General features: G+C 67.7%; 19 protein-coding genes. 11 read left to right on the forward strand and 8 right to left on the reverse strand.

Features of this window, described 5'->3' with window-relative positions:
- Positions 1-168 precede the first annotated feature (168 nt).
- From ACWPKK_RS04380 to ACWPKK_RS04395, 4 genes are all read left to right on the forward strand, one after another.
- On the forward strand, positions 169-1,791 hold the full coding sequence (locus tag ACWPKK_RS04380; RefSeq protein WP_452001302.1) for a BON domain-containing protein: 1,623 nt from the start codon (positions 169-171) through the stop codon (positions 1,789-1,791).
- 293 nt (positions 1,792-2,084) lie between these two features.
- Complete coding sequence (locus ACWPKK_RS04385) at positions 2,085-2,693, forward strand: TetR/AcrR family transcriptional regulator (protein ID WP_310114146.1); 609 nt, start codon at positions 2,085-2,087, stop codon at positions 2,691-2,693.
- A gap of 36 nt (positions 2,694-2,729) precedes the next feature.
- Entirely contained in the window at positions 2,730-3,989 is a 1,260-nt protein-coding gene (locus ACWPKK_RS04390; RefSeq protein WP_452001304.1) for an efflux RND transporter periplasmic adaptor subunit, read from the forward strand.
- On the forward strand, positions 3,986-7,111 hold the full coding sequence (locus tag ACWPKK_RS04395) for an efflux RND transporter permease subunit (protein WP_452001306.1): 3,126 nt from the start codon (positions 3,986-3,988) through the stop codon (positions 7,109-7,111). Before ACWPKK_RS04390 ends, ACWPKK_RS04395 begins: the two co-directional genes overlap by 4 nt.
- A 405-nt stretch (positions 7,112-7,516) precedes the next feature.
- Here the strand turns inward: ACWPKK_RS04395 and trpE are convergent, their stop codons facing one another.
- The 5 genes from trpE to ACWPKK_RS04420 form a co-directional block, all read right to left on the reverse strand.
- Positions 7,517-9,028: an anthranilate synthase component I gene (gene trpE / locus ACWPKK_RS04400; RefSeq protein ID WP_452001308.1), complete on the reverse strand. Its 1,512-nt coding sequence runs from the start codon at positions 9,026-9,028 to the stop codon at positions 7,517-7,519.
- Between the two features lie 41 nt (positions 9,029-9,069).
- Positions 9,070-10,950 carry a SurA N-terminal domain-containing protein gene (locus ACWPKK_RS04405; RefSeq protein WP_452001309.1) on the reverse strand — a complete coding sequence of 627 codons (1,881 nt, stop codon included), beginning with the start codon at positions 10,948-10,950 and terminating at the stop codon, positions 9,070-9,072.
- A 198-nt stretch (positions 10,951-11,148) separates the two neighbouring features.
- Positions 11,149-11,328, reverse strand: coding sequence for a CsbD family protein (locus ACWPKK_RS04410; RefSeq protein ID WP_149223359.1), 180 nt, complete (start codon positions 11,326-11,328; stop codon positions 11,149-11,151).
- 104 nt (positions 11,329-11,432) lie between these two features.
- On the reverse strand, positions 11,433-11,789 hold the full coding sequence (locus tag ACWPKK_RS04415; protein ID WP_452001311.1) for a hypothetical protein: 357 nt from the start codon (positions 11,787-11,789) through the stop codon (positions 11,433-11,435).
- A gap of 22 nt (positions 11,790-11,811) precedes the next feature.
- Complete coding sequence (locus ACWPKK_RS04420; protein ID WP_324871821.1) at positions 11,812-12,027, reverse strand: hypothetical protein; 216 nt, start codon at positions 12,025-12,027, stop codon at positions 11,812-11,814.
- A 228-nt stretch (positions 12,028-12,255) separates the two neighbouring features.
- Between ACWPKK_RS04420 and ACWPKK_RS04425 the strand changes: the two genes are divergently transcribed.
- Complete coding sequence (locus tag ACWPKK_RS04425) at positions 12,256-12,597, forward strand: YnfA family protein (RefSeq protein WP_452001313.1); 342 nt, start codon at positions 12,256-12,258, stop codon at positions 12,595-12,597.
- Here ACWPKK_RS04425 and ACWPKK_RS04430 read toward each other — a convergent pair.
- Entirely contained in the window at positions 12,569-12,814 is a 246-nt protein-coding gene (locus ACWPKK_RS04430) for a hypothetical protein (RefSeq protein ID WP_452001315.1), read from the reverse strand. The genes ACWPKK_RS04425 and ACWPKK_RS04430 overlap by 29 nt on opposite strands.
- A 583-nt stretch (positions 12,815-13,397) precedes the next feature.
- Here ACWPKK_RS04430 and ACWPKK_RS04435 point away from each other — a divergent pair.
- The 3 genes from ACWPKK_RS04435 (at position 13,398) to ACWPKK_RS04445 (ending at position 17,779) form a co-directional block, all read left to right on the forward strand.
- The gene (locus tag ACWPKK_RS04435) at positions 13,398-15,587 is read left to right on the forward strand and encodes a putative bifunctional diguanylate cyclase/phosphodiesterase (RefSeq protein WP_452001316.1); all 2,190 of its coding nucleotides are present in this window, start codon (positions 13,398-13,400) and stop codon (positions 15,585-15,587) included.
- A 79-nt stretch (positions 15,588-15,666) separates the two neighbouring features.
- The gene (locus ACWPKK_RS04440) at positions 15,667-16,689 is read left to right on the forward strand and encodes a Fe(3+) ABC transporter substrate-binding protein (protein WP_452001318.1); all 1,023 of its coding nucleotides are present in this window, start codon (positions 15,667-15,669) and stop codon (positions 16,687-16,689) included.
- A gap of 1 nt (position 16,690) precedes the next feature.
- The gene (locus ACWPKK_RS04445) at positions 16,691-17,779 is read left to right on the forward strand and encodes an ABC transporter ATP-binding protein (protein WP_452001319.1); all 1,089 of its coding nucleotides are present in this window, start codon (positions 16,691-16,693) and stop codon (positions 17,777-17,779) included.
- A 178-nt stretch (positions 17,780-17,957) separates the two neighbouring features.
- Here the strand turns inward: ACWPKK_RS04445 and ACWPKK_RS04450 are convergent, their stop codons facing one another.
- Positions 17,958-19,745, reverse strand: coding sequence for an ABC transporter ATP-binding protein (locus ACWPKK_RS04450; protein WP_452001321.1), 1,788 nt, complete (start codon positions 19,743-19,745; stop codon positions 17,958-17,960).
- A 174-nt stretch (positions 19,746-19,919) separates the two neighbouring features.
- Between ACWPKK_RS04450 and ACWPKK_RS04455 the strand changes: the two genes are divergently transcribed.
- A complete protein-coding gene (locus tag ACWPKK_RS04455) occupies positions 19,920-20,939 on the forward strand; it encodes a patatin-like phospholipase family protein (RefSeq protein ID WP_452001323.1) in 1,020 nt (339 codons plus the stop codon).
- A gap of 21 nt (positions 20,940-20,960) precedes the next feature.
- Here ACWPKK_RS04455 and ACWPKK_RS04460 read toward each other — a convergent pair whose 3' ends face one another.
- Complete coding sequence (locus tag ACWPKK_RS04460; protein ID WP_452001324.1) at positions 20,961-21,143, reverse strand: hypothetical protein; 183 nt, start codon at positions 21,141-21,143, stop codon at positions 20,961-20,963.
- Between the two features lie 163 nt (positions 21,144-21,306).
- On the opposite strand from ACWPKK_RS04460, the gene ACWPKK_RS04465 reads away from it, so the two are divergent.
- Both ACWPKK_RS04465 and ACWPKK_RS04470 read left to right on the forward strand, forming a co-directional pair.
- The gene (locus ACWPKK_RS04465; RefSeq protein ID WP_452001326.1) at positions 21,307-21,807 is read left to right on the forward strand and encodes an RT0821/Lpp0805 family surface protein; all 501 of its coding nucleotides are present in this window, start codon (positions 21,307-21,309) and stop codon (positions 21,805-21,807) included.
- 119 nt (positions 21,808-21,926) lie between these two features.
- A complete protein-coding gene (locus ACWPKK_RS04470) occupies positions 21,927-23,822 on the forward strand; it encodes a potassium/proton antiporter (protein ID WP_452001328.1) in 1,896 nt (631 codons plus the stop codon).
- The last annotated feature ends 5 nt before the right edge of the window (positions 23,823-23,827 follow it).

The following is a 23,827-nucleotide window of genomic DNA, read 5'->3' on the forward strand; positions in this document are numbered from 1 at the left end:
CTGTGCCAGAATTCACTCACTGGACCGTCGGCGGCCGGGAAAAATCCGGAACGCCATTTGGTCCCTCCTGTTGTTCGGGAAACGCGGGCGCACGGGCGCCGGTGGCCGATGCCAATCGCGCCGTGCCGACCGCGGTTCCAAGAATCCAGCAAGAGGGAGCCGACCACGATGGCGCAGAACGAGAATCGGTGGCGCGGTGAAGGCCGCGACTGGCGCGACGACGATCGCGAGCCGAACCGGCACCGGGATTGGGGCGAGGCCAAGCACGCCGGCGTCTACGATCCCGACGATTACCGGTCCAACGACCGTGAAAACATGTATCGCCCGCAGGCGCATCTTCACCAGGACGAGCGCGGACATCTCTACCGCGATCCCGGATACAGAGGGCAGGTCGGCAACGAATCCGGCGGCTACGGCCGCGATCCCAATATGGACCGTGGCGACAACCGCCGCGACAATGCCCGCGAGATGGAGCGGGTCTATGACCGCAGTTTCGGCGGCGGGCGCGACATGAGCCGCGGCGGCTATGCCGCCGGCTATGGCGGGCGGTCCGGGTCGAGCGGCTATGGCGGTTATGCCGGCTCCGGCAATGCCGGGACCGAAGGCAACTACACCAGCCGCGATGTCGGCAGCAGCGAGTATCGCGACCGCGATTACGGCGTGCGTCCCTATGGTGAAGGCGAGCAGGTCGTCCGCGGCCGCGGCTCCCTCGGCTATGGCGGCCGCGAGTATGGCGAGCGCGAAACCGGCGACCGCAACGATGCCAGCCGCGACTACCGCAGTCGCGATTACGGATCGCAGGGTGGTTACGGCAGCGGTTATGGCGGCGGTTACGAATCCGGCCGCGACCGCGGCGAGTGGGAACGCGGCGGTTCGAGCCGGCGCGACTTCGGCGGCAGTTCATCCACCAGTTACGGCGGCAGCCATGGCGGCGGCTATCAGCGCGACGAGGGTCGCGACCGCTCCTGGGGCGAGGACCGCGGCGGGATGTACCGCGCGCAGGAGGCTCGGGGCGGCTACGGCGGCGGCCGGACCGAACGCCGGGGCGAAGACCGCGGCCGTACGCAGCAGCGCGGCTTCTGGGAGCAGGCCGGCGACGAGATCGCGTCCTGGTTCGGCGACGACGATGCCGAGCGCCGGCGGCATGAGGATGAGCGCCGCGCTTCCCAGCATCGAGGCCGTGGTCCGCGCGGCTACAGCCGCTCCGACGAGCGGGTGCGCGAGGACGTCAGCGATCGCCTGACCGATGACGCCTATGTCGACGCGTCCGACATCGAGGTAGCGGTCAGCGGCGGCGAGGTGACGCTGACCGGGATGGTCCCCGACCGCCACACCAAGCGCCGTGCCGAGGATGTCGCCGAGGCGGTGTCCGGCGTGACCCATGTGCAGAACAACCTGCGCGTCCGCAGCCAGACCGGCAACCAGGGAAGCTCCGGCTGGGGCAGCTCCACCGGGGCCGGCGCGTCCGCCATGGCGAATGCGGGGAGCGGCACCGGAAGCGGTCCGACCTCCGGTGCTTCCACCGGCATCAGTTCCGGCACGACCTCTTCCGCCATGAGCGGGACGACGGGCGGACTGCAGGGGGCCGATACCACGGTCGGCACCAATGCCGGTATCGGCGCCTCCACCGGCAGCGGCACCGGTTCCGCGTCGCCGTCCTCCACCGGCACCGGGGCCGGGGCCAGCGGCGGTCCTGCCGGCGCCTCCGCCGGGACCGGGTCGATGACCGGCTCCACCACCGGCGTCACCGGTTCCACCGGCACCAGCCGATCCTCCACCACGCGGAGCTGACCTGCCACGCCCGCAAGGGTGCGTATCCGATAATGGCAAGTCCTCTATAAGGGCGCGGGTTCCGGCTTCCCAGGCAGCGCCGCCTCGGGACTCCGGGGCCCGCGCCCTTCGCGCTTGACTGCTCCCGCTTTGCCGGCAGTACAACGCATGATGGTCGTCCTGCTGAGAGGTCAATCCCTTGGCCGGGATAGGCTTCCAACGATGACGCCGATTTCATTTTTACTGGAGAGCGGTTCCTTGACACTCTAAGGAACTCCACTATCGTCACTTTTCGAAACCCGTGGGTTCCATTCATGCCTCTCGATGCGGAAGAGATACCTGACTGGCGGGCTCGGCGGCGCGAGGTGATCCTCAACGCTGCGGCGGAGCTGTTCGCCGGCCGCGATTATGCCTCCGTCCAGGTCGAGGAGGTGGCGAAGCGGGCCGGCGTCGGCAAGGCGACGCTGTACCGCTACTTCCCCTCCAAGGAGGAGCTTTATCTGGAGTCGCTGGAACGGGCGCTCGGCGGGCTGGAGCAGAAGCTGAACGCCGAAATCGCCCCGCAGCAGGTTCCGGCCTCCGTCCGGCTGTCGGCGATGGTTTCCGCCCTGGTCGGCACGTTGAGCGAACAATTGCAGACGCTGAAGCGGCTGGGCGGCGACCAGTCGGACCTTGCCGACCGCACGCGCCGGATCATCGGCCGCCGAAGCGAGCGCACCGCGACCGCCCTGCAGCAGGTCATGGCCGACGGCATGGCGTCGGGCGAGTTCCGCAAGATCGATCTGGAAATCGTCCCGCTTCTGGTGATCGGCATGGTGCGCGGCGGAATCATGCAGATGGATGAACGCCCGCGCGAGGCGCTGGAGCGCTCCGTCATCGACTTCCTGATGTCCGGCCTGACCAATCTGCCTCCTTTCATATAAGCGCAAGCCGGCCACCGGCGTTTGGAGTCCCAACGGATGAGACGGCTTTTCCTGGCCCTGCTGGTCGCGGCACTGCTCGGCGGCGGCGGGTACTACTGGTATGAGACCCGCCATGCCGGGGGACAGGCACAGACCGCCAAGGCCGACGCGGCGCCGGCGGGAGCTCGTGCGGTTCCGGTGGTGACCCAGAAGGTGACGGTCCAGGCCGTGCCGGAGCAGATCGTCACCATCGGCAGCGTCCAGCCCATCGCCGCCATCGCCATCAAGGCCCGCGTCGACAGCGTGGTCGAGACGGTGAACTTCACCGAGGGGCAGGAGGTGAAGACGGGAGACACGCTGTTCACCCTCGACAGCCGGGCGCTGGAGGCCCAGCTGCGTCAGGCCCAGGCCAATCTGGAGCGCGACCGCGCCAATCTGGAAAAGGCCAAGGGGGACGTGAAGCGCTATGCGGAGCTGGTGCGCACCAGCGCCATCTCCCGCACCACCTATGATGCCGCCGTCGCCACCGCCGATGCGCTGGAGGGCACGGTGAAGGCCGATCTTGCGGCGATCGAGGCGGCGAAGGTGTCGCTCAGCTTCACCCGCATCACGGCGCCGATGGATGGACGCACCGGTACGGTGAACGCGAAGGTCGGCACCATGGTCCGCGCCGCCGACACCAATCCGCTGGTCACCCTGACCCAGCTGCGGCCGATCAACGTCTCCTTCAATGTCCCGGAAAAGCATCTGCCGGCGATCCGCAGCGCGATGGCGACCGGAAGGCTGCCGGTCACCGCCTCCATCGCCGGCAGCCGCGGCGAGACGGCGGAGGGCAAGCTGTCCTTCGTCGACAGCCAGGTCGACCAGCAGACCGGCACCATCCTGGTGAAGGGCGAATTCCCGAACGCCGACACCCGGCTGTGGCCGGGCCAGTTCGTCGACACCGTGCTGACCCTGCGGGTGGAGCCGAATGCCCTGACCATCCCCGATCTTGCGGTGCAGACCGGCCAGAAGGGCCGCTACGTCTATGTCGTGAAGGCCGACCAGACGGTGGAGGTCCGTCCGGTCACGGTCGAGCGGACCCATGGTGGGCTCAGCATCATCGCATCCGGTCTGCAGGCCGGTGACCGGGTGGTGGTCGATGGCCAGTCGCGCCTCTCCCCCGGCGCCAAGGTGACCGAGCGTCCCGGCGGAAAGCCCGCCGGCGCAACTTCCGGCGAGACAGCCGAGGGCGACCGACAGCAGGGTTCCGCCGCTCAGGATGCTGCCGGCCGCAGTGTCCTGACCCAGGGCAAGACAGGCGGGGGTGCGACATGAACCTCTCCGAACTCTGCATCCGCCGTCCGGTGATGACCATTCTCCTGACGGCGGCCCTGGTTCTAGGCGGTCTGGCGGCCTATCGCCAGCTGCCCACCGCGGCGCTGCCGCGGGTCGATTTCCCGGTGGTCAGCGTCACCGCCACGCTGCCCGGCGCCTCCCCGGAGACGATGGCGGCCTCCGTCGCCAGCCCGCTGGAGCGGGAATTCTCCACCATCGCCGGCATCGACACGCTGACCTCCAACAGCACACTCGGCAACACCAACATCACCATCCAGTTCGTGCTGGAGCGCGACATCGACGCGGCGGCGGCCGACGTGCAGGCGGCGATCGCCCGCACCCAGCGCCGTCTGCCGGCGGAGATGACAACGCCGCCCAGCTACCGCAAGGTGAACCCGGCCGACCAGCCGATCCTGTTCCTGTCGCTGAACTCGCCGACCCTGCCGCTTGCGAGGCTGAACGACATTGCCGAAACGCTGATCCAGCCGAAGGTCGCGACACTGCCGGGCGTGGCGCAGGTGCAGATCTACGGCTCGCAGAAATACGCCGTGCGGGTGCAGGTGAACCCCAACGCGCTGTCGCTGCGCGGCATCGGCATCGACGAGCTGCAGAAGGCGCTGGCCGCTGCCAACGCCAACACCCCCGTCGGCACCCTGACCGGCCAGCAGCAGCAGTTGGTGATCGCGGCCAACCCGCAGCTTCCCGACGCCGCCGCCTTCCGCGAGCTGATCGTCGCCTACCGCAACAACGCGCCGGTGCGGCTGGGCGATGTGGCACAGGTGCTGGACAGTGTCGAGAACGACCGCACCGCCAGCTGGCTGAACGGCACGCGCAGCATCATGCTGGCGGTCCAGCGCCAGCCCGACGCCAACACGGTCGACGTGGTGGACCGGGTGCGCGAGCTGGTGCCGGTGTTCCAGGCCCAGCTTCCGGCCTCCGCCGCCATCAAGATCGTCAACGACCGCTCGGAATCGATCCGTCAGGCGGTGGAGGACGTGCAGTTCACCCTGGCCCTGACCATCGTGCTGGTCGTGCTGGTGATCTTCCTGTTCCTGCGCCGGTTGTCCGCCACGCTGATCCCGGCGCTGGCCGTGCCGATTTCGCTGATCGCGACGGCGGGCGGCATGCACCTGATGGGCTTCTCCGTCGACAACATCTCGCTGATGGCGCTGACGTTGGCCGTCGGCCTCGTCGTGGACGACGCCATCGTGATGATGGAGAACATCGTCCGCTACGTGGAAGAGGGGATGAAACCGTTCGAGGCCGCCATCAAGGGATCGCGCGAGATCGGCTTCACCATCCTGTCGATCACCCTGTCGCTGGTCGCGGTGTTCATCCCCATCCTGCTGATGGGCGGCGTCGTCGGCCGGCTGTTCCATGAATTCGCGCTGGTCGTGACCATGGCGATCGCCGCGTCGGCCTTCGTGTCGCTGACGCTGACGCCGATGATGTGCTCCCGCTTTCTCGTCCACAATGCGCATGGCGAGAAGGAGGGCTGGTTCGGCCGTATGCTGGAGGCCGGATTCTCGGCCCTTCTCAACGGCTATGCCCGTACGTTGCGCTGGACGCTGCGCCATCGGCCGCTGATGGGGCTGGTGATGATCGCCACCGTGGTCGGCACGGCGGTTCTCTATCAGGCGATCCCCAAGGGCTTCTTCCCGACCGAGGACATCGGCCAGATCCAGGTGACGACGGAAGCGCGGGCCGACATCGCCTTCCCGTCGATGGCGGAGCGCCAGCAGCAGGTTGCCGCCATCATGAAGGCCAACCCGGCGGTCGTGGACGTCATCTCCTCCGTCGGTGTCGGTGGCAGCACCGGCAACCAGGGCCGCATGTTCCTCACGCTGAAGCCGCGCGAGGAGCGGCCTTCCGCTACCGACGTGATCCAGCAGCTGCGCCGTCAGGTCAACGGCATCCCAGGCATGGCCGTCTACATGCAGCCGGTGCAGAACCTGCGCATCGGCGGCCGGACTTCCAAGAGCCTGTATCAGTATACCATCCAGGGCCTTGACCTGGAGGAGCTGTACCAGTGGTCGGGCCGGCTGGAGCAAACCCTGCACGGCATTCCCATCCTGCAGGATGTCGCCAGCGACCTTCAGCTGAACAATCCGCAGGCCTATGTCCACATCGACCGTGAGAAGGCGGCGACGCTGGGCATCGGCGTCGATCAGGTCCGCTCGACCCTCTACAGCGCCTTCGGCCAGCGGCAGGTCTCGACCATCTACACCCCCAGCAACGACTATCAGGTGCTGATCGAGCTGGAGCCGAAATACCAGGGCGACGACAGTTCGCTGTCGCGCATCTATGTCCGGTCGGCCACGTCGGGCAAGCTGGTGCCGCTCGACGCCTTCGCCAGGGTGGAGCGTACGGCCGGTCCTCTGGCGGTGGCGCACCAGGGCCAGCTGCCGGCGGTGACCCTCTCCTTCAACCTGGCGCCCGGCGCCTCGCTGGGGCAGGCGGTGGACATGATCCGCGCGGCGGAGCGCGACATGGGCCTGCCGCCCACCATCACCACCGGCTTCGCCGGCACAGCCCAGGTGTTCCAGGATGCCCAGGCCGGTCAGGCGTTGTTGCTGTCCGCGGCCGTGCTGGTGATCTACATCGTGCTGGGCGTGCTGTACGAGAGCTTCGTCCACCCGCTGACCATCCTGTCCGGCCTGCCGTCGGCGGTGATCGGTGCGCTGGGCACGCTCATGCTGTTCGACATCGAACTCAGCATGATCGCCATGATCGGCATCCTGATGCTGATCGGCATTGTGAAGAAGAACGCGATCATGATGATCGACTTCGCGGTGGAGGCGCGGCGCAACGGCATGTCGGCGCATGACGCCATCGAGCAGGCCTGCATCCTGCGCTTCCGCCCGATCATGATGACCACCATGGCCGCCATCATGGGCACGCTGCCCATCGCCATCGCCCATGGTGCGGCCGCCGAACTGCGCCAGCCGCTGGGCCTTGCCGTCGTCGGCGGCCTGTGCGTGTCGCAGGTGCTGACGCTCTACATCACGCCGTCGCTCTACCTCTACATGGAGGATTTCGGGCGCTTCGTCGGCAACCTGTTCCACCGCGGCGGCAAGGCCGATCTTCCCCACGGCCCGATGCCGGCCGGCGGCGACGACTGAGCGCATGATCGCTCCGCGTGCAGAAGCATCTTGCGGGACGCGGGAAATGGCTTATCTTTAGGGACAGGCGCGCCGAGAATTGCCGTTCCCGACGCGCCCATCCGATCAGCGGTTCAGAAGATCAAGGCACGCCTTGATGATCTGCAACAGCAGGATCAGGAGTGTGAGGATTTTCTCCATCCTCTTCTCTCCCTTGGTGTGCGGCGGTGGCGGCCCATCCGCCACCCCGTCCGCATCCGTCCACTATGGCCTCATGGTTGCAGATGTGTGCGCCGCGATGTGCTCTCGGCGTGCGGAATTCTGTGGATAATCGTTTTTCGGCACAAAGTCGTGCCGTTCGCCGCCACCCGGGCATGCAAAAGGCCGCTTCTTCAGCGGCCTTTTTGATTGGCATGCGGGAGACGCCTACCCGCGCGCGGTCGTGCGCAACGTCTCTTCCGCGGCGCGGATCAGTGCCATCGACTTGTTGACCGTCTCCTGGTACTCGGCCTCGGGATCGCTGTCCGCGACCACGCCGCCGCCGGCCTGGACATACATCATCCCGTCCTTCAGCACGGCGGTGCGCAGTGCGATGCAGGTGTCCATGGCACCCGACGCACCGAAATAGCCGACGCAGCCGGCATAGACGCCGCGGCGGGCCTTCTCCAACTCGTCGATGATCTCCATGGCGCGGACCTTGGGCGCGCCGGACACCGTGCCGGCCGGGAAGCCGGCGACCAGCGCGTCGAGCGCGTCGAACTTCGGATCCAGTTCGCCCTCGACGTTGGAGACGATGTGCATGACATGGCTGTAGAGCTCCACGATCATCTTGGCCGTCACTTTGACGGTGCCGACCTTCGCCACCCGGCCGACATCGTTGCGGCCGAGGTCGAGCAGCATCAGATGCTCGGCCAACTCCTTCGGATCGCTGAGCAGGTCGGCGGCCAGCGCCTCGTCCTCCGCCGTGGTGGCGCCGCGCTTGCGGGTGCCGGCGATCGGGCGGACGGTGACCTTGCCGTCGCGCACGCGCACCAGGATTTCCGGGCTGGAGCCGACGACGGTCAGATCGCCGAAATCGCAATGGAACAGGAAGGGTGACGGGTTCAAGCGGCGCAGCGTGCGGTACAGCGACAGCGGTGACGGCTTGAAGGGGAAGCGGATGCGTTGCGACGGCACGACCTGGAAGATGTCGCCGGCGCGGATGTACTCCTTCGCCTTCTCCACGATCGCGTGATACTCCTCGCGCGTCGTGTTGGAGGTCCAGGCCAGCGGCAGGCCGTTCTCGGTGCGCGGTTCACGCCGGTAGGGCAGGGGACGTTCCAGGTCGGCCAGCGCATCGGTCAGCCGTTCCCGCGCGTCGGCATAGGCCGTGGCGGCATCCTTCCCCACCTTCGGCCAGACCGGCGTCACCAGCGTGATCGAATCGGTGTGGCTGTCGAAGATGGCGACGATGCTGGGCCGGGTCAGGATCGCATCCGGGATGTTCAGCTCGTCCGGATTGTTGTCCGGCAGCCGCTCCATCAGCCGCACCATGTCGTAGGTCATGTAGCCGAACAGCCCGGCGGCCATCGGCGGCAGTTCCTCCGGCAGTTCGATCCGGCTTTCGTTGATCAGGGACCGCAGAGCGTCGAGCGGTGCGGACTCGAGCGGCTGGAAGGCGTCGCGGTCATGCAGGGCGTCGCGGTTGATCTCCGCCCTGTTGCCCCGCGACCGCCACACCACGTCCGGCTTGAAGCCGATCACCGAATAGCGGTCGCGCCGCGAGCCGGCCCCACGTTCCGCCGATTCCAGCAGGAAGCCGAAGGGACGCCCGTCCGCCAGCTTCATATAGGCGGAGACCGGAGTCTCCAGGTCGCTGACCAGCGTGGTCCATACCACCTGCGGCCGACCGGCGGCGTAAGCGGCGTCGAAGCTGGCGATATCGGGCTGGACCTTCACGGCACGAGACCTCTTGCTTGGCTGTCGGCTAAGCCGGAGCCTCAGTTGCTGGCGAAGAACTGGTCGATGCGCTGGCGGTAGATCCGCACCGGGTACTTGTCGCGCAACGCGTTGGTGAACTCGGCCACCAGATCGTTTTCCAGACCCTGCTCGACCGAGGCGCGGACTGGCGCCAGATCGGCGTCGGCAGCCTTGGGATCGGCGGGAATGACTTCCCGGAGGCGGGCGACGACCTGGGCATCGGCGGTGTTGCCGCTGATCACCTCGTTCGGCTTGGCGGCGAACAGCTTGGCGACCATGTCGCCCGGCAGGCCCTGGACCGACTGGGCATCGCGGGTGAAGGGCGCCGTCATGGCGAAGCTGGCGCCGGCCTGGGTGGCGACGTCCTGGGCCGCTGCCTCCGCACCCTGCTTCAGCCGGGCGGCGATCTCCTCCGCCTTCTTGGCGGCGCGCTCTGCGCGCTGCTCCTGCTGCCAGTCGGCGATGACCTGATCGCGCACGTCGGCCAGCGGGCGGACCGCGGCGGGGATCACGCTGTCGACGCGGACGGCGGTGAAGACGCTGCCCTCACCCTCGGTCAGGTTGGAGGTGGCACCGGTCTTCAGTTGGAAGGCGTTGGGCAGCAGTGCCTTCAGGCTGGGCAGGTCCGGGGCGGCGTCCCTGCCGTCCGGCGCCTTGCCGGTGCTGTCGATGGCGGCGACCTTGGTCAGGGCCAGCCCCTGCGCCTGCGCCACCTCGTCCAGCGATGCGCCGCTGGCAAGCTGGTCTTCGACGCGGTTGGCGATGGAGAAGACGGAATCGAGCGCCTGCTCCTTCTTCAGGTCGTTCGCCAACTGGTCGCGCACATCCTCGAAGCTGCGGGTGGTCGCCGGGGTTACGCCGGTGACGGCCATGACGTGCCAGCCGAGCGAGCTCTTCACCGCGTCGGAGGTCTTGCCCGGCTCCAGCGCGAAGGCGGCGTCGCCGATTTCCGGCAGGTCGGCGCTGGCGATGTTGTCGAGGGTCACCGGCTCCTGGCCGGCATCCTTGGCGGCTTCGGCCAGCCCCTTGGCCTTGGCGGCTTCGGCGATCTGCTTCGCCTTCGCCTCGTCATCGACGACCAGCATCTGGACGGTGCGCTTCTCCGGCGCGCCGAACTCGCTTGCCCGCTCCTCATACGCCTTGCGCAGTTGGGCGTCGTCGATCTTGATGTCCTTGGCCAGCACGTCGGGGGAGAGGCGGGCGACGGTCAGCGACCGGTATTCCGGGGCGGTGAAGCGGACCTGATGGTCGTCGTAGGCCTGCTTGATCGCGGCGTCGTCCGGCACCCCGACATCGCCGATGGCGGCGTTCGGCAGGGTCACGACCTCCGCCACGCGCTTTTCGCCGCGGAAGCGGTAGAGGTCCTGCACCAGCGGCTGCGGCGGCGTCAGGCCGGCGGCGACGGCGCCGGCGACCAGCTGGCGCGCCGTCTCGCGCTGGATCATCGCGACATAGCCGTCCTCGGTCAGCTGGGCGTTGCGCAGCGCCGAACGGAAGATGTTGGGATCGAACTGGCCCTGCTGGTTGCGGAAGGCCGGCTCGTCGGCGATGCGCAGCCGGACCACCTCCGGACCGACGGAAATGCCCATGTCGGTCGCGGCGAGGTCGAACAGCGTACGCTGGATCAGCGACTGCAGCGACTGGTCCAGAAGGCCGAAGCGCTTGGCCTGCTCGGTGGTCAGGGTGCCGCCCAGCATCGGGCGCAGCCGTTCCATCTGCCGGCGGAACTCCTGGTCCAGCGTCTGCTGCCCGATCTCCACCTTGCCGACTTCGGCGACGGTGGTGGGCGTGGAGGCACGGAACACGTCGCCGATGCCCCAAACGCCGAAGCTGAGAATCAACAGGACGAACAGGATCTTGACGACCCAGGAGCCGGCGAAATTGCGGATGAACTGGAGCATGGGACCCGAATCTAAGCGCGTCGTTCGGCCATCCGGCCGGGGCGGCGCATCATAGATAGGGCAGGGTGGGGCGGCAACAGCCCTTTTCCGCGCGGTCGATTTCCGCGAAGTGGATTTGCGGATGGCGTTTTCGCACGGCAGAGCCCCGGCACCGCATCGGATGCGGTGCCGGGGCTCTCGGTCGTTCAGGCCCGACGCTTACTTCAGAGCGTCGCGGGCGGCATCCTTGGCGCCGCCGATCGTGTTCTGAACCTTGCCGGCAGCCTTGTCGGCCTGGCCCTCGGTCTCGGTCTTCTTGTCGCCGGTCAGCTTGCCGGCGGCTTCCTTGATCGAGCCCTTGGCGGAGCGGGCGGCGCCCTCGATGCGATCCTTGTCCATGGTGGCAACCTCCTGTGTGTTGGTTATACCGAGACAACAGACCGGAAGGAGAATGGCTCCATTAAAATTAGTACACCAAAGTCAAACCTCGGCAGAGCGGGCAGTCAGGCCCGTCGCGGCCCGTCGATGCCGCGGCCGGCTGACCGTGCCGACCCCGGGGCTGCGACAGGCATCGGGCCGGCGCTGCGGCGCCGCAGCGTGGCCAGCGTCAGTGCGTGATGGCTGATGCGGTTGCGGAACTCTCCGTCCACACGGCTGAAGGCGCTGTAGGCCAGTTGTACAGCGGCCGGGGACCGGGTCCGTCGCGCTTCCTGCAGTGCGTCGCGCAGGGTGCGCAGTTCGAGGATGCCCGGCACGAAGGCCATCTCCACCGCTTCGGCGAGGATTTCGATCGAGCAGAGCGCCGCTTCGTCTTCGAGCACGCAGGCGTCGAAGGGGCGCTTTTCGGGTGGGAGGCCCATCGGCATGCCTCCGTTACGATGTTCAGGAACCGAGCAGGTCGAGAACCGCCGCCAAACAACGGCGACGGGTTACGCAGTCGTCACAGCAGCCGGTCGCCTGGAGATGCTGCGGGCAGTGCTGGCGGCGCAGCGCCTCCAATCCCTGGCGCAACGCATGCTTCTTCGCGTCCGAGATCACGTCGGTGGCCCGGATGGTCTCCAAAGCGTCCTGCATGGGATTGGATGCGTCTATGAACATTTCGCTATGCCTCCACTCCCGAAAAATCTATGCCGCGCCCACGGACAAGTCCATGAACAGCCTGTAATATTAGCGGTGCAAATTGAAACGAGCTGTGGCGCATTTCGCCGCGACGCAACGAATCGGCGTTTCGGGATCGGCATCAGGCCATTGACGCAGGTCCGGGCGCGCCGCAGCATCGCCGCGACTGATTGATCGATCGGTTGACAGCGGCGATGCGGGGGATGGATGGAGCGGGCGGTGTGGCCGACGCTGGCCTTGTACGGAGCTGCGGCGCTGGCGGAAATCGCCGGCTGTTTCGCATTCTGGGCCTGGGCACGGCTGGATCGCAGCCTGTGGTGGACGCTGCCGGGCGTGGCCAGCCTTTGCCTGTTCGCCTGGGTGCTGACGCGGGCGGACGCCGATTTCGCCGGCCGGGCCTATGCGGCCTACGGCGGCGTCTACATCGCCGCGTCGCTGCTGTGGCTCTGGCTGGTCGAGGGAGCGCGGCCGGACCGTTGGGATGCGGCCGGCGCTCTGCTCTGCCTGGCCGGGGCGGCGATTATCCTCGCTGGTCCCCGCGCGGGCTGAGGGCGGGCGGGACGGGCCGGTTGACCGACCGCCGCAGGGCAGGGCCGTTCACCAGCACCAGACGAACCCCATCCACCTGCAGATACGCCCCGACGCGCACCTTGCCGCGCAGGATGTCGTCGTTGAGCATGATCTGCGCTTCGGCCAGGGACAGCGGGGTGCCCTGGTAGTATGCACGGCCGTCGGCATGGCGGATTTGGCTGAATGCGTTGGTCATGTCACGGTGCTCCCTATCCTTGTTCTTGAGCGGCGGACCGCCGGCTTTCCCGATGCGTAACGGCGGCAGCCATTGCCGATGCCGATATCGGACGAACGCCTTGAAGGTCCGGTTTATTTCTCCATCGAATGCACGCGGGTCGATAGGCACTGGGGAGAGGCGCCTTGCAGCCGTTCCGGCCGATACGCTCCCATTCGCGAATATCCTGCGAGGAACACTGCCGCAGGTCCAGGCGCAAGTGGGCAATGCCACCGAATTGTCGCAGATCACACGCGCAAAAGCTGTGGTGGTGCGTCGCGCGGCGGTCGATTATTCCCGGGAACCGTACTGCGCATTGAACCATGTCAATCGCGCATCCGACTTCAACCGTTAGAGTGCAAATGCATCACGGTCCGGCGGCCATGCGAATCATCGGTATGCCGCAGCTTGGCCGAACGTTGGAAAAGTCGCCGATCGGGGTCATAATACCTCCGTCGGGTACTCGAATGATAATATGGGTTGCCCGCTCCTGTTTCGGCAGGCCGGCAGACAGAGACCTGCAGAGAAAACGGATCGCTTCGTGAACCTACAACCGGCGGATCAGATGAACGGCTCCGAAATCAGCGGTCCCGGCGGCGATGCTTCCGCCCGGGAAGGCGGTGCCGCCGCCCTGCCGCGCGATCCGGCCTTCCTGGCTTCGCTGGCATCAAGCCTGCTGGCCGCCAGTCCCCTCGACCCTGGCGGGGCGGTGCTGGTTTATGTCGACCGCGACCGCGTGCTCCGCCATGCTGATCCGCGGTTCGCAGCCGTGCTGGACGCCAATTCTGAGGATCTCGTCGGCCACCTGCTTGCCGACTTCGATCATCCGGCGATCGCAGCGCTGAGGTCGGCCATCGAGACGGTCGGCCAATCGCCGTCGCGGATTTCGGCGCCGCTCGATTGCCTGACGGCCGGCTGTGACGGCCGCCGCTCGATTCTCAGCGGCAGCGTGCTGGCCCACCGCGACGCCGCGGGCGAGACGGTGGGGTATCTCGGCACCTTTTACCAGACCGGCGACCCCGACCGCATCGCGGAATTCGTGACCTGCCGCGACACCTTCATCGCGACCCTGCTGGACGCCGCGGTGGACGGCATCATCGTGTCCGACCGCAGCGGCATCATCCGTTCCATCAATCGGGCCTGCTGCCAGCTGTTCGGGTACGAGGAGGGCGAACTGCTCGGGCGGAACATGACCATCCTGATGCCGCCGCCCTTCTCGCGCGACCACAACCGCTACATCGACACCTATATGAAGACGGACCGGGCCAAGATCATCGGCATCGGCCGCGACACGCTGGGCCAGCGCAAGGACGGCACCGTGTTCCCCATCCATCTCAGCGTCGGCCAGGCGCGGCTGGGGGAGGAGGCGACCTTCGTCGGCATCATCCGCGACATCTCCGAACGTCTGGCCGCCGAACAGCGCGCCACATATCTGGCGCGGCACGATCCGCTGACCGGCGTCCTCACCCGAACCGCCTTCCTGGAGGATTGCGAGGCGCTGTTCGCCGGCCACGGCGCTGCGGAGGGCGAAGCGGCGGGCGAGGGGCTGTTCGCGCTCTTCTCCCTCGACGTCGATCAGTTCAGCGACGTGAACGAGGCCTTCGGCTTCCATGTCGGCGACGCGGCGCTGAAGGCCATGGTCAGCCGGGTGATGGAGGTACTGCCGCCCAACACCATCGTCTGCCGCATCGCCGCCGATGAATTCGCAGCGCTGTCACGGGTGACCGACGGCGAGCATGCGCGCACGCTGGCCGGGGTTCTGCACGACCGGCTGACCGCCTCCATCTATGCCGACCGCCATTGGGTGCGGCTGCGCCTGTCGGTCGGGGCGGCGGTACAGGACGACTCGGTCAGCACGCTGGAGGATCTGAACGCCAAGGCGAAGCTGGCCCTGCAGGCGGTGCAGCACAATGGCGGCAACGCCGTCTGCTTCTACACGCTGGAAATGGCGGCGGCGGCGACGCGGCGGATGATGCTGACCATGCATCTGACCCACGCCATCGAACGCAACGAGCTGCATCTGGTCTATCAGCCCATCGTGGACTGCCACGGCCGCGTCCGGTCGGCGGAGGCGCTGCTGCGCTGGACCCACCATGCGCTGGGGCCGGTCTCGCCGGGGGAGTTCATCCCGGTGGCGGAGGAAAGCGGGCTGATCGTCCCCATCACCGACTGGGTGCTGTCCGCCGCCATCGCCCAGATGTCGCGGTGGGAGGAGGAGGGCGTGCTGCCCGATCGCGTGTTCCTGAACATCTCCGGCCAGCAGTTCCTGCGCGGCAATCTGACGCTGCGGCTGGAGGAGTTGCTGGGCCGGCATCCGTCCCTGCGCAGCCATCTGGGGCTGGAGATCACCGAACAGGCGGCGGTGCGCGATCTGAAGGTGGCGGTGCGGACGCTGGGGGAGCTAGCCGATCTCGGCATCCAGGCGGCCATCGACGATTTCGGCTCCGGCTATTCCTCGCTCAGCTATGTGCAGCAGTTGCCGGTGGCGAAGCTGAAGATCGACCGCGCCTTCATCATCGACGTTCCGGACAACCCGAAGAACAACGCGCTGGTCCGCGCCGCCGTCGGCATGGCGCACGGCCTGGGCCTGACCACCGTCGCCGAGGGGGTGGAGACGGCGGAGCAGCGCGATTTCCTGGTGTCGGTCGGCTGCGACATGATGCAGGGCTATTACTTCGGCCGGCCGATGGCGCCGGACGCGCTGGCCGACATGCTGCGGGCACAGGCGATGCAGGCTGCCTCCTCCGTCGGGTAAATCCCGTCTCGACAGCATAAGCTGCAACTGATATCCATTCTCACGACCTTGAGAGTCATTCGCAGTCCGGGAGTGAAGAATGTTCATCGATAAGTTCGCCGGGATCGCTTTCGCCGTTGGTGCCTTGACTGCCTTCTCCGTGCAGGCTCAGGAAGTAAACGTCTACAACTCGCGACATTATAATACCGACCGCGTCATCTATGAGACCTTCACGAAGTCGACCGGCATCAAGGTCAACATCATCGAAGGCAACCACGACGAACTGATCCAGCGGATGAAGTCGGAGGGGGCCAGCAGCCCGGCCGACCTGTTCATCACCGTGGATGCCGGCCGTCTGGCCGCCGCGGCGAAGGAAGGGCTGCTCGCCCCGGTCGCCTCGCCGACGCTCGACGCCATCAAGGTTCCGTCCAACCTGCGCGATCCGAACGGCGCCTGGTGGGGCCTGTCCAGCCGCGCCCGCATCGTCGTCTACGCCCGCGACCGGGTGAAGCCGGAGCAGATCAAGAACTACGAAGATCTCGCCAAGCCGGAGTGGAAGGGCCGCGTCCTGACCCGCAGCGGCACCCATCCCTACAGCCTGGCCCTGACCGCCTCGATCATCGAAGCCCAGGGCGAGGAGAAGACCGAGGAGTGGGTGAAGGGGCTGGTCGCCAACCTCGCCCGTCCGCCGCAGGGCGGCGACACCGACCAGATCCGTGCGGTCGCCGTGGGCGAGGGCGACGTCGCCATCGCCAACACCTATTACGTCGGCAAGCTGATCACCTCGGCCAAGCAGGAGGATCGCGAGGTCGCCTCCAAGATCGGCGTGATCTTCCCCAACCAGGACAACCGCGGCACCCATGTGAACCTCAGCGGCGCCGGCGTGGTGAAGACCTCCAAGAACCAGGACAACGCCCGCAAGCTGCTGGAATATCTGCTGAGCCCCGAGGCGCAGCGGCTGTTCGCCGACGGCAACATGGAGTATCCGGTGAACCCGGCGGTCCAGCCGCATCCGGAGTTGGTGAAGCTCGGCACCTTCAAGGCCGCCGACGTCAACGCCGCCGCCTTCGCAGCCTACACCCCGCAGGCGCTGCGCATCATGGACCGTGCCGGCTGGAAGTAAGATGACCGACGCCCCGTTCACCGCGACATCGTCCGCCCCCTCTCCGTCGTCTGTCGTCCTGACGGGCATCACCCACCGCTACGGGCCGCTGACCGCCGTCGACGACGTGTCGCTGTCGGTTGCCCCGCGGGAGGTGGTCTGCATCGTCGGCCCATCCGGCTGCGGCAAATCGACCCTGCTGCGCCTGATCAGCGGGTTGGAGACGGTCCAGGCCGGCACGATCACGGTGGACGGGGCGCCGCTCGCCACCGCCGACCGTTCCCTGCCGCCCGAAAAGCGGCCGGTCGGCATGATGTTCCAGGATTTCGCGCTGTTCCCGCACCTGACCGTCGCGGGCAACATCGCCTTCGGCCAGACCGACCGCCCGCGCGCCGAGCGCAAGCGCCGGGTGGCCGAACTGCTCGAGACCATGGCGCTGACCCGCTACGCCGACGCCTACCCGCACACCCTGTCGGGCGGGCAGCAGCAGCGGGTGGCGCTGGCCCGCGCCATGGCGCGCGACCCCAAGGTCCTTCTGCTGGACGAACCCTTCTCCGCCCTCGATGAGCAGCTTCGCCGTTCTGTCCGGGAAGAGGTGGTGCGGATCATCCGCGCCAGCGGCATCGCCACCATCGTCGTCACCCACGACCCGGAAGAGGCGATGGAGATGGGCAACCGCGTCGTGGTGATGGAGACCGGGCGCATCGTCCAGGCCGACACGCCGGTGAATCTCTACCAGCGCCCGGCCAACAGCTTCGTCGCCCGCCTGTTCGGCGAGGTCAACCGCTTCGAATCGACGGTGCGCGACGGCCAGATCGTCACGCCGCTCGGCCGCATCCAGGCGCCGCACCTGCCCGGCGGAACCAGGGTGGAGGTCGCCTGCCGCGTCGAGGATCTGGAACTGGTGCCGCTGGGCGCCCGCCCGGACGCGGTGCCGGTCCGCGTCCGCCACTCCAGCTTCCTCGGACCGGCGACGCGGGTCTGCCTGGATTTGCCGGGCGTTGCGTCGGAGATCCACGCCCGCCTGCCGGGCCATGTGGATGTCCGTGCGGGAGAGGAGTTGTCGGCTGCGATGGCGGCCGAACGGGTGATGGTGTTTCCGGCGGAGTGAAGGAGTTGTCGGAGCGGATGCCCCCTCCCTAACCCTCCCCCTCTTCGAGGGAGAGGGGACTGCCGCTTCTCCTTTGCCGAACCTTACCAAGCGTTCTACCCCCTCTCCCGCGATCGGACCGGCCTTCGGCCGGCCGAGAGCGGGGGAGGGATGGGGAGGGGGCCTCAGACAAGACCCCTCAAGCCCCCGCCCGCACCTCATCCTCGCCGAACTGCAGCCGGCAGAGCCGCGCATAGGCGCCGTCGGCGGCCAGAAGGGCCTCGTGCGTGCCCTGTTCGATGATGCGGCCGCTCTCCATCACCACGATGCGGTCCGCATTGCGCACGGTCGCCAGCCGGTGGGCGATCACGATCGTCGTGCGCCCCTCCGTCAGCCGCTCCAGCGCCGCTTGCACCAGACGCTCCGACTCGCTGTCCAGCGCGCTGGTCGCCTCGTCCAGCAGCAGGATCGGCGAGTCCTTCAGGAAGGCGCGGGCCAGCGCCAGACGCTGGCGCTCGCCGCCGGACAGCTTTACGCCGCGGTCGCCGATCACCGTGTCGTAGCCCTCCGGCAACCGCGATACGAAATCATGGGCGGCGGCGGCCTTGGCGGCGGCGACGATCTCGTCCATCCCGGCATCCAGCCGGCCGAAGCCGATGTTCGCCCGCACCGTGTCGTTGAACAGCACCGTGTCCTGGCTGACGATCGACACCGCGCCGCGCAGGCTGCGCAGGGTGGCGCCGCGCACGTCCTGGCCGTCGACCAGAACCTCGCCCCCCGTCACGTCGTAGAGGCGCGGGATTAGGTTGAAGACGGTCGATTTGCCGGCGCCGCTGCGCCCGACCAGCGCCACCGTGCTGCCGGCCGGCACGTCGAGGTCGATGCCCTTCAGCGTGTCACCCCCCTCCTCATAGGAGAAGCGGACGCCGCGCAGGGCGACCGCACCCTCGGTCACGGCGAGCGGCTTGGCGTCCGGCCGCTCCAGGATGGTCGGCTGCTGGTCCAGCAGTTCGAAGATGCGCTGGGCGGCGGCCAGCCCCTCCTGCAGGGCGGCGTTCAGCGTGCCGATGGCGCGCACCGGCTGGGCGGCCATCAGCAGCGCGCCGACGAAGCCGGAAAAGGCGCCGACCGAGCCCTCGCCCATCGTCATGCGGTAGCCGGCAAAGGCGATCACCCCCGCCACCGCGACGCCGCCCAGCACCTCCATCATCGGGTCGATGCGCGAGCGGGCGCGCACCGCCTTCATGGTCAGCTGGTAATTCTCGTGAAAGGCGCGGCCGGCGCGGGCGCGCTCATAGTCTTCAAGATTGTAGGTCTTGACCATGCGCGCGCCCGACAGGCTTTCGGTCAGCAGCGAGGTCATGTCGCCCATCTGTGCCTGGGTGTCGCGCGACACGCGGCGCAGGCGCTTGCCGATGCGCACGATCGGCACCGCGGCGATGGGATAGATGATGAAGACGATCAGCGACAGGAACCAGTCGAGATAGAACATCGACCCGACCAGCGCGATCACCGTCAGGATGTCGCGCACCAGACCGGTCAGCGTGCGGGTCAGCGCGTTGCGGATCAGGTCGACGTCGTTGATGAAGCGCGAGGTCAGCGACCCGGTCGGGGTGGCGTGCAGCTGGGCCATGTCGGCGGTCTGCAGATGCGTGAACATCGACAGGCGGACGTCGGCGATGACGCGCTGGACGATGTCGCTGGTCACCACCGTCTGGGAATAGAGCGACGTGCCCTTGATCACCGTCACCGCGACGATCGCCAAGGGGATCGCCAGCAGCATGCCGCGGTCCTGGGCGGAGAACATGGCATAGGACCGGTCGATCAGCAGCGGATAGGCGCCGGTGGCCGCCGCCACCACCGCCATCAGCAGGAAGGACAGCATCAGCTTGCCGCGATAGGGCCGCACCCACTCGCGCCACATCCGCGCCACCAGCCGTTCGGTCGCCGCATCCAGGCGCAGGGGCTTGCCGCTCTTGTTCGTCACGGTCGCATCCGATCTCTTGTCCGTTGCGGATGGCTTAGCCCATGGGCTTCGGCTTTGTCCACCGGTCGGCGTGCCGGCCCTGGTTCTGGTTACAGGCTTCCTTTACCGCTTTCGTGCCAAGCTGCTGATCATCGGCATGGCGGATATCCGTGCCGCCGGAAAAGGGGGAGGTCCATGGCGAACGGAAACGGTTCGAATGGAAGCGGTGCCAACGGTCGAGACGGCGGCGCGCGGCGTCCGCGCATCGGCCTTGCGCTTGGCGGCGGGGTGGCGCGCGGCTGGGCGCATATCGGAGTGCTGCGGGCGCTGAAGCGCTATGGGATCGAGGCCGACATCGTCTGCGGCGCCTCGGTGGGTGCGCTGGTCGGCGGGCTCCATCTGGCGGGAAAGCTCGACGCGCTGGAAGAGTGGGCGCGCGAGCTGACCCGGCTCAAGATCGTCGGCTATCTGGACCTGCGGCTGCGCCAGGGCGGTGGGCTGATCAGCGGCGACCGGCTGCTGGCCGAGCTTCGCCTGCATCTGGGCGACCAGCGGATCGAGGAGTTGTCCTGTCCCTATGCCGCCATCACCACCGATCTGGTGACGGGGCACGAGGTGTGGCTGCAGCGCGGCGAGCTGGTCGACGCCATGCGGGCGTCCTTCTCGCTGCCGGGGGTGTTTCCGCCGGTGCTGATCGACGGGCGCTGGATGATCGACGGCGCGCTGGTCAATCCGGTACCGGTGTCGGCCTGTCGGGCGCTTGGCGCGCAGATGGTGATCGCCGTCAATCTGGCCGGCGATATCCTGGGCAAGGCGCGCAAGCCCGGTGCCAACGTGCCGACGGCCGCCGGGTTCGACCTGCTGCGGCTGGTGGAGGGCGAGACGCCGGAGCACCGCCCGCCGAGCGGAATCGGGGCGCTGACCCGCCGCATCTTTCGCCGGGACTATGAAGGGCCGAGCCTGTTCGGCGTGATGGTGTCGTCGCTGGGCATCGTCACCGACCGCATCACCCGCTCGCGGCTGGCCGGCGATCCGCCGGACGTCCACATCGTGCCCAGGCTGGGCCATATCGGCTTGACCGAGTTCGACCGGGCGGAGGACTGCATCCGCGAGGGCGAGGCGGCGGTTGAGCGCGTCCTGCCGGAACTGCACGACGCGCTCGCCGTTTTCGCGACCGGTCCGCGGGAATCCTCCCGCGAGCCGGTGCGCGGATAGCTCCGTGTGGGGAGCGGTGCTTTAATGATCGATGGCCGTGCCAAGCGCCGCACCGCCCAGGCCGCCGATCACGGCGCCGCGGGTGCCGTCCACCGCGTAACCGCCGGCCGCGCCGGCCGCACCGCCGACCACGCCGCCAGTCGAGCAGGCGGTGAGGGAAAGAAGCGCGAACACCGCACCGATCATACGCAAACGGGACATCATGCAACCCTCCTCGTGTTGACTGTTCGATGTCTAAACACGCGGAACCGCATTTTGCTTCCATCGCCTCCTGATCTTTTGGTTCTGACTCTTTCGAGGGGAACCTCTTAACCCCACAAGCGTTGACCGGACTTTGACCATGCAACGTTGATACGGGGGAACAACCATGCGGCGCATCACCAACCGCCTGCGCGCAACCGCCATCGCCGCCACCGCGGCGCTGTCCCTGGTCGCCTGCCAGACCGGCAACAGCGGCGGCATCGGCGGGATGAACACCACGGAGACCGTCGGCACGCTGGGTGGCGCCGTTGCCGGCGGCCTGCTCGGCTCGCGCTTCGGCGGCGGGGCCGGCAAGCTGGCTACCACGGCCATCGGCACGCTGCTCGGCGCCTATGCCGGCCAGCAGCTGGCCCGCCAGTTCACACCGGCTGACCAGAACCGGGCGTCGGATGCGGAGGAGCGCGCGGTCGCCAACAACCAGACCATCACCTGGAACAACCCGCAATCCGGCAACAGCGGCACCATCCAGCCGGTGCGCACCTATCAGGGCGACAGCGGCCAGACCTGCCGCGACTACAACCATACCGTGGTGATCGAAGGCCGGACCGAGGTCGCTCGCGGCACCGCCTGCCGTCAGGCTGACGGAAGCTGGAAGCTGGTGTCGTAAGCGTACAGCCTTTCCGAATGACCGCCTCCGGCTTCTACGCCTTGCGGATGTGCAGGGTTGCCGTCAAAATCAAAGGGTTCCGCCAAGTGGCGGCCTGATGCCAACGGCGTGTGAGGCATATGGAGGCGGTCAGCTACATCATTCTCATCGGGTCCACGCTGCTGATCGTCAGCGTGCTGACCAGCTACCTCGCCCTGCGCATCGGCGCCCCCCTGCTTTTGATCTTCCTCGGCATCGGCCTGCTGGCGGGGGAGGACGGTATCGGCCGGATCGCCTTCAACGATGCCGGTTCCGCCTTCCTGATCGGGTCGATGGCGCTGGCGGTGATCCTGTTCGAAAGCGGATTCGACACCAAGCTCGCCAGCTACCGCGCCGCGGCCTGGCCGGCGATGACCCTGGCGACGGTCGGCGTCGCCGTGACCACCGGCGTCGTCGGCGTGGCCGCCCATTACCTGATGAATCTGGGGTGGTGGGAGGCGCTGCTGGTCGGCGCCGCCTGCAGTTCCACCGACGCGGCGGCGGTCTTCTTCCTGCTGCGGGTGGGCGGCATCACTCTGCGCGACCGCGTGCGTTCGACACTGGAGATCGAATCGGGCAGCAACGACCCGGTCGCCATCATGCTGACCATCCTGCTGGTGGAGGCGGCGACCCATGGTCTGGCGTCGCCCGCCGCCATCGTCGGTGAGCTGGTGCTGGCCTTCGCCCTGGGCGGGGTGATGGGGTTGGCCGGCGGCTGGCTGCTGGTGGCCTTCATCAACAAGGCGAATTTCGAGACCGGGCTGAACCCTGTGGTGACGCTGACCTTCGCCCTGTTCATCTTCGCCGCCACCAACGTGCTGGGCGGCAGCGGCTATCTGGCCGTCTATGCCGCCGGGCTCTATGCCGGGAACGTCAAGCTGCGGGGAGCGCTGGAACTGCGGCGCTTCCATTCCGGCCTGACCTGGCTCAGCCAGATCGTCATGTTCGTCATGCTGGGCCTGCTCGCCACCCCGCGGGAGTTCGCGGGCATGCTGCTGCCTGCCCTGGGGGTGGCGCTGGTGCTGATCGTCGTCGCCCGGCCGCTTGCGGTGTGGATTTGCCTGCTGCCCTTCCGCTTCTCGGTGCGGGAGACCAGCTTTATCGCCTGGGTCGGATTGCGCGGCGCCGTCTCGCTCCTGCTGGCGCTGGTTCCGGTGCTGGGCGGGCTGGAGAACGGGCAGCTGATCTTCAACACCGCCTTCGTCGTCGTGGTCGTCTCGCTGCTGGTGCAGGGCTGGACCATCGGCACCATGGCCCGCGCGCTGGAACTGATCGTCCCGCCGCGACGCGGCCCGGTGGAGCGCGTGGAACTGGAGCTTCCCGGCAACGCCGACCAGGAGCTTGTCGCCTACACCGTCCACGGCAAGAGCCCGGCGGCGCGCGGGCAGCGCATGCCGCGCTGGGCCAAGCCGTCGCTGGTCATCCGCTCGGGCGCGGTGGTGCCGCTGCACAAGGCCAAGCCGCTGCAGACCGGCGACCATGTCTATCTGTTCACGCCGCAGCACCGCCTGCCGCTGATCGACAAGCTCTATGGCGGCAGCCGGGCGCTCGACCAGTCGGACCGCGAGTTCTACGGCGATCTGGTGCTGAGCCCCGATGCGACGGTGGAGCAGATCGCCGAGATGTACGGCCTGCCGCTGTCGCTGCCTAACGCCCGGCTGACGCTGAGCGACCTGCTGCGCAACGAGTTCGGCGGCTCCTGCGAGCTGGGCGACCGGGTGCGCATGGGTGGTGTCGAGCTGATCGTGCGCGACATGGACGAGAACACCATTACCTCGGTCGGGCTGGCGCTGGAGCCCGTCCGCGTCACCAGCCGGCGTCGGCCGCTCTACCAGCGCGTCACCGACGTCCATGGGCGGCTGCGCGGCTGGTGGAACGAGCACGCCTTCCGCCGCTGGAAGGAGCGCGAGAAGCTGCGGGCCCGGCGGCTGGCGGCCCCCCTGCCTGTGGCGGAACCGCCGCGCGAGGACAGGGTGGAGAGCCGCAACGAGGTGTGAGCGGC

The organism is Azospirillum largimobile, assembly GCF_977007025.2.

What these genes read in the sequence shown, in the direction of transcription:
- ACWPKK_RS04380 (WP_452001302.1), top strand. Translation starts at nt 169, where the DNA reads ATGGCGCAGAACGAGAATCGGTGGCGCGGTGAAGGCCGCGACTGGCGC.
- ACWPKK_RS04385 (WP_310114146.1), top strand. Translation starts at nt 2,085, where the DNA reads ATGCCTCTCGATGCGGAAGAGATACCTGACTGGCGGGCTCGGCGGCGC.
- ACWPKK_RS04390 (WP_452001304.1), top strand. Translation starts at nt 2,730, where the DNA reads ATGAGACGGCTTTTCCTGGCCCTGCTGGTCGCGGCACTGCTCGGCGGC.
- ACWPKK_RS04395 (WP_452001306.1), top strand. Translation starts at nt 3,986, where the DNA reads ATGAACCTCTCCGAACTCTGCATCCGCCGTCCGGTGATGACCATTCTC.
- ACWPKK_RS04405 (WP_452001309.1), bottom strand. Translation starts at nt 10,950, where the DNA reads ATGCTCCAGTTCATCCGCAATTTCGCCGGCTCCTGGGTCGTCAAGATC.
- ACWPKK_RS04410 (WP_149223359.1), bottom strand. Translation starts at nt 11,328, where the DNA reads ATGGACAAGGATCGCATCGAGGGCGCCGCCCGCTCCGCCAAGGGCTCG.
- ACWPKK_RS04415 (WP_452001311.1), bottom strand. Translation starts at nt 11,789, where the DNA reads ATGGGCCTCCCACCCGAAAAGCGCCCCTTCGACGCCTGCGTGCTCGAA.
- ACWPKK_RS04420 (WP_324871821.1), bottom strand. Translation starts at nt 12,027, where the DNA reads ATGTTCATAGACGCATCCAATCCCATGCAGGACGCTTTGGAGACCATC.
- ACWPKK_RS04425 (WP_452001313.1), top strand. Translation starts at nt 12,256, where the DNA reads ATGGAGCGGGCGGTGTGGCCGACGCTGGCCTTGTACGGAGCTGCGGCG.
- ACWPKK_RS04430 (WP_452001315.1), bottom strand. Translation starts at nt 12,814, where the DNA reads ATGACCAACGCATTCAGCCAAATCCGCCATGCCGACGGCCGTGCATAC.
- ACWPKK_RS04435 (WP_452001316.1), top strand. Translation starts at nt 13,398, where the DNA reads ATGAACGGCTCCGAAATCAGCGGTCCCGGCGGCGATGCTTCCGCCCGG.
- ACWPKK_RS04440 (WP_452001318.1), top strand. Translation starts at nt 15,667, where the DNA reads ATGTTCATCGATAAGTTCGCCGGGATCGCTTTCGCCGTTGGTGCCTTG.
- ACWPKK_RS04445 (WP_452001319.1), top strand. Translation starts at nt 16,691, where the DNA reads ATGACCGACGCCCCGTTCACCGCGACATCGTCCGCCCCCTCTCCGTCG.
- ACWPKK_RS04455 (WP_452001323.1), top strand. Translation starts at nt 19,920, where the DNA reads ATGGCGAACGGAAACGGTTCGAATGGAAGCGGTGCCAACGGTCGAGAC.
- ACWPKK_RS04460 (WP_452001324.1), bottom strand. Translation starts at nt 21,143, where the DNA reads ATGATGTCCCGTTTGCGTATGATCGGTGCGGTGTTCGCGCTTCTTTCC.
- ACWPKK_RS04465 (WP_452001326.1), top strand. Translation starts at nt 21,307, where the DNA reads ATGCGGCGCATCACCAACCGCCTGCGCGCAACCGCCATCGCCGCCACC.
- ACWPKK_RS04470 (WP_452001328.1), top strand. Translation starts at nt 21,927, where the DNA reads ATGGAGGCGGTCAGCTACATCATTCTCATCGGGTCCACGCTGCTGATC.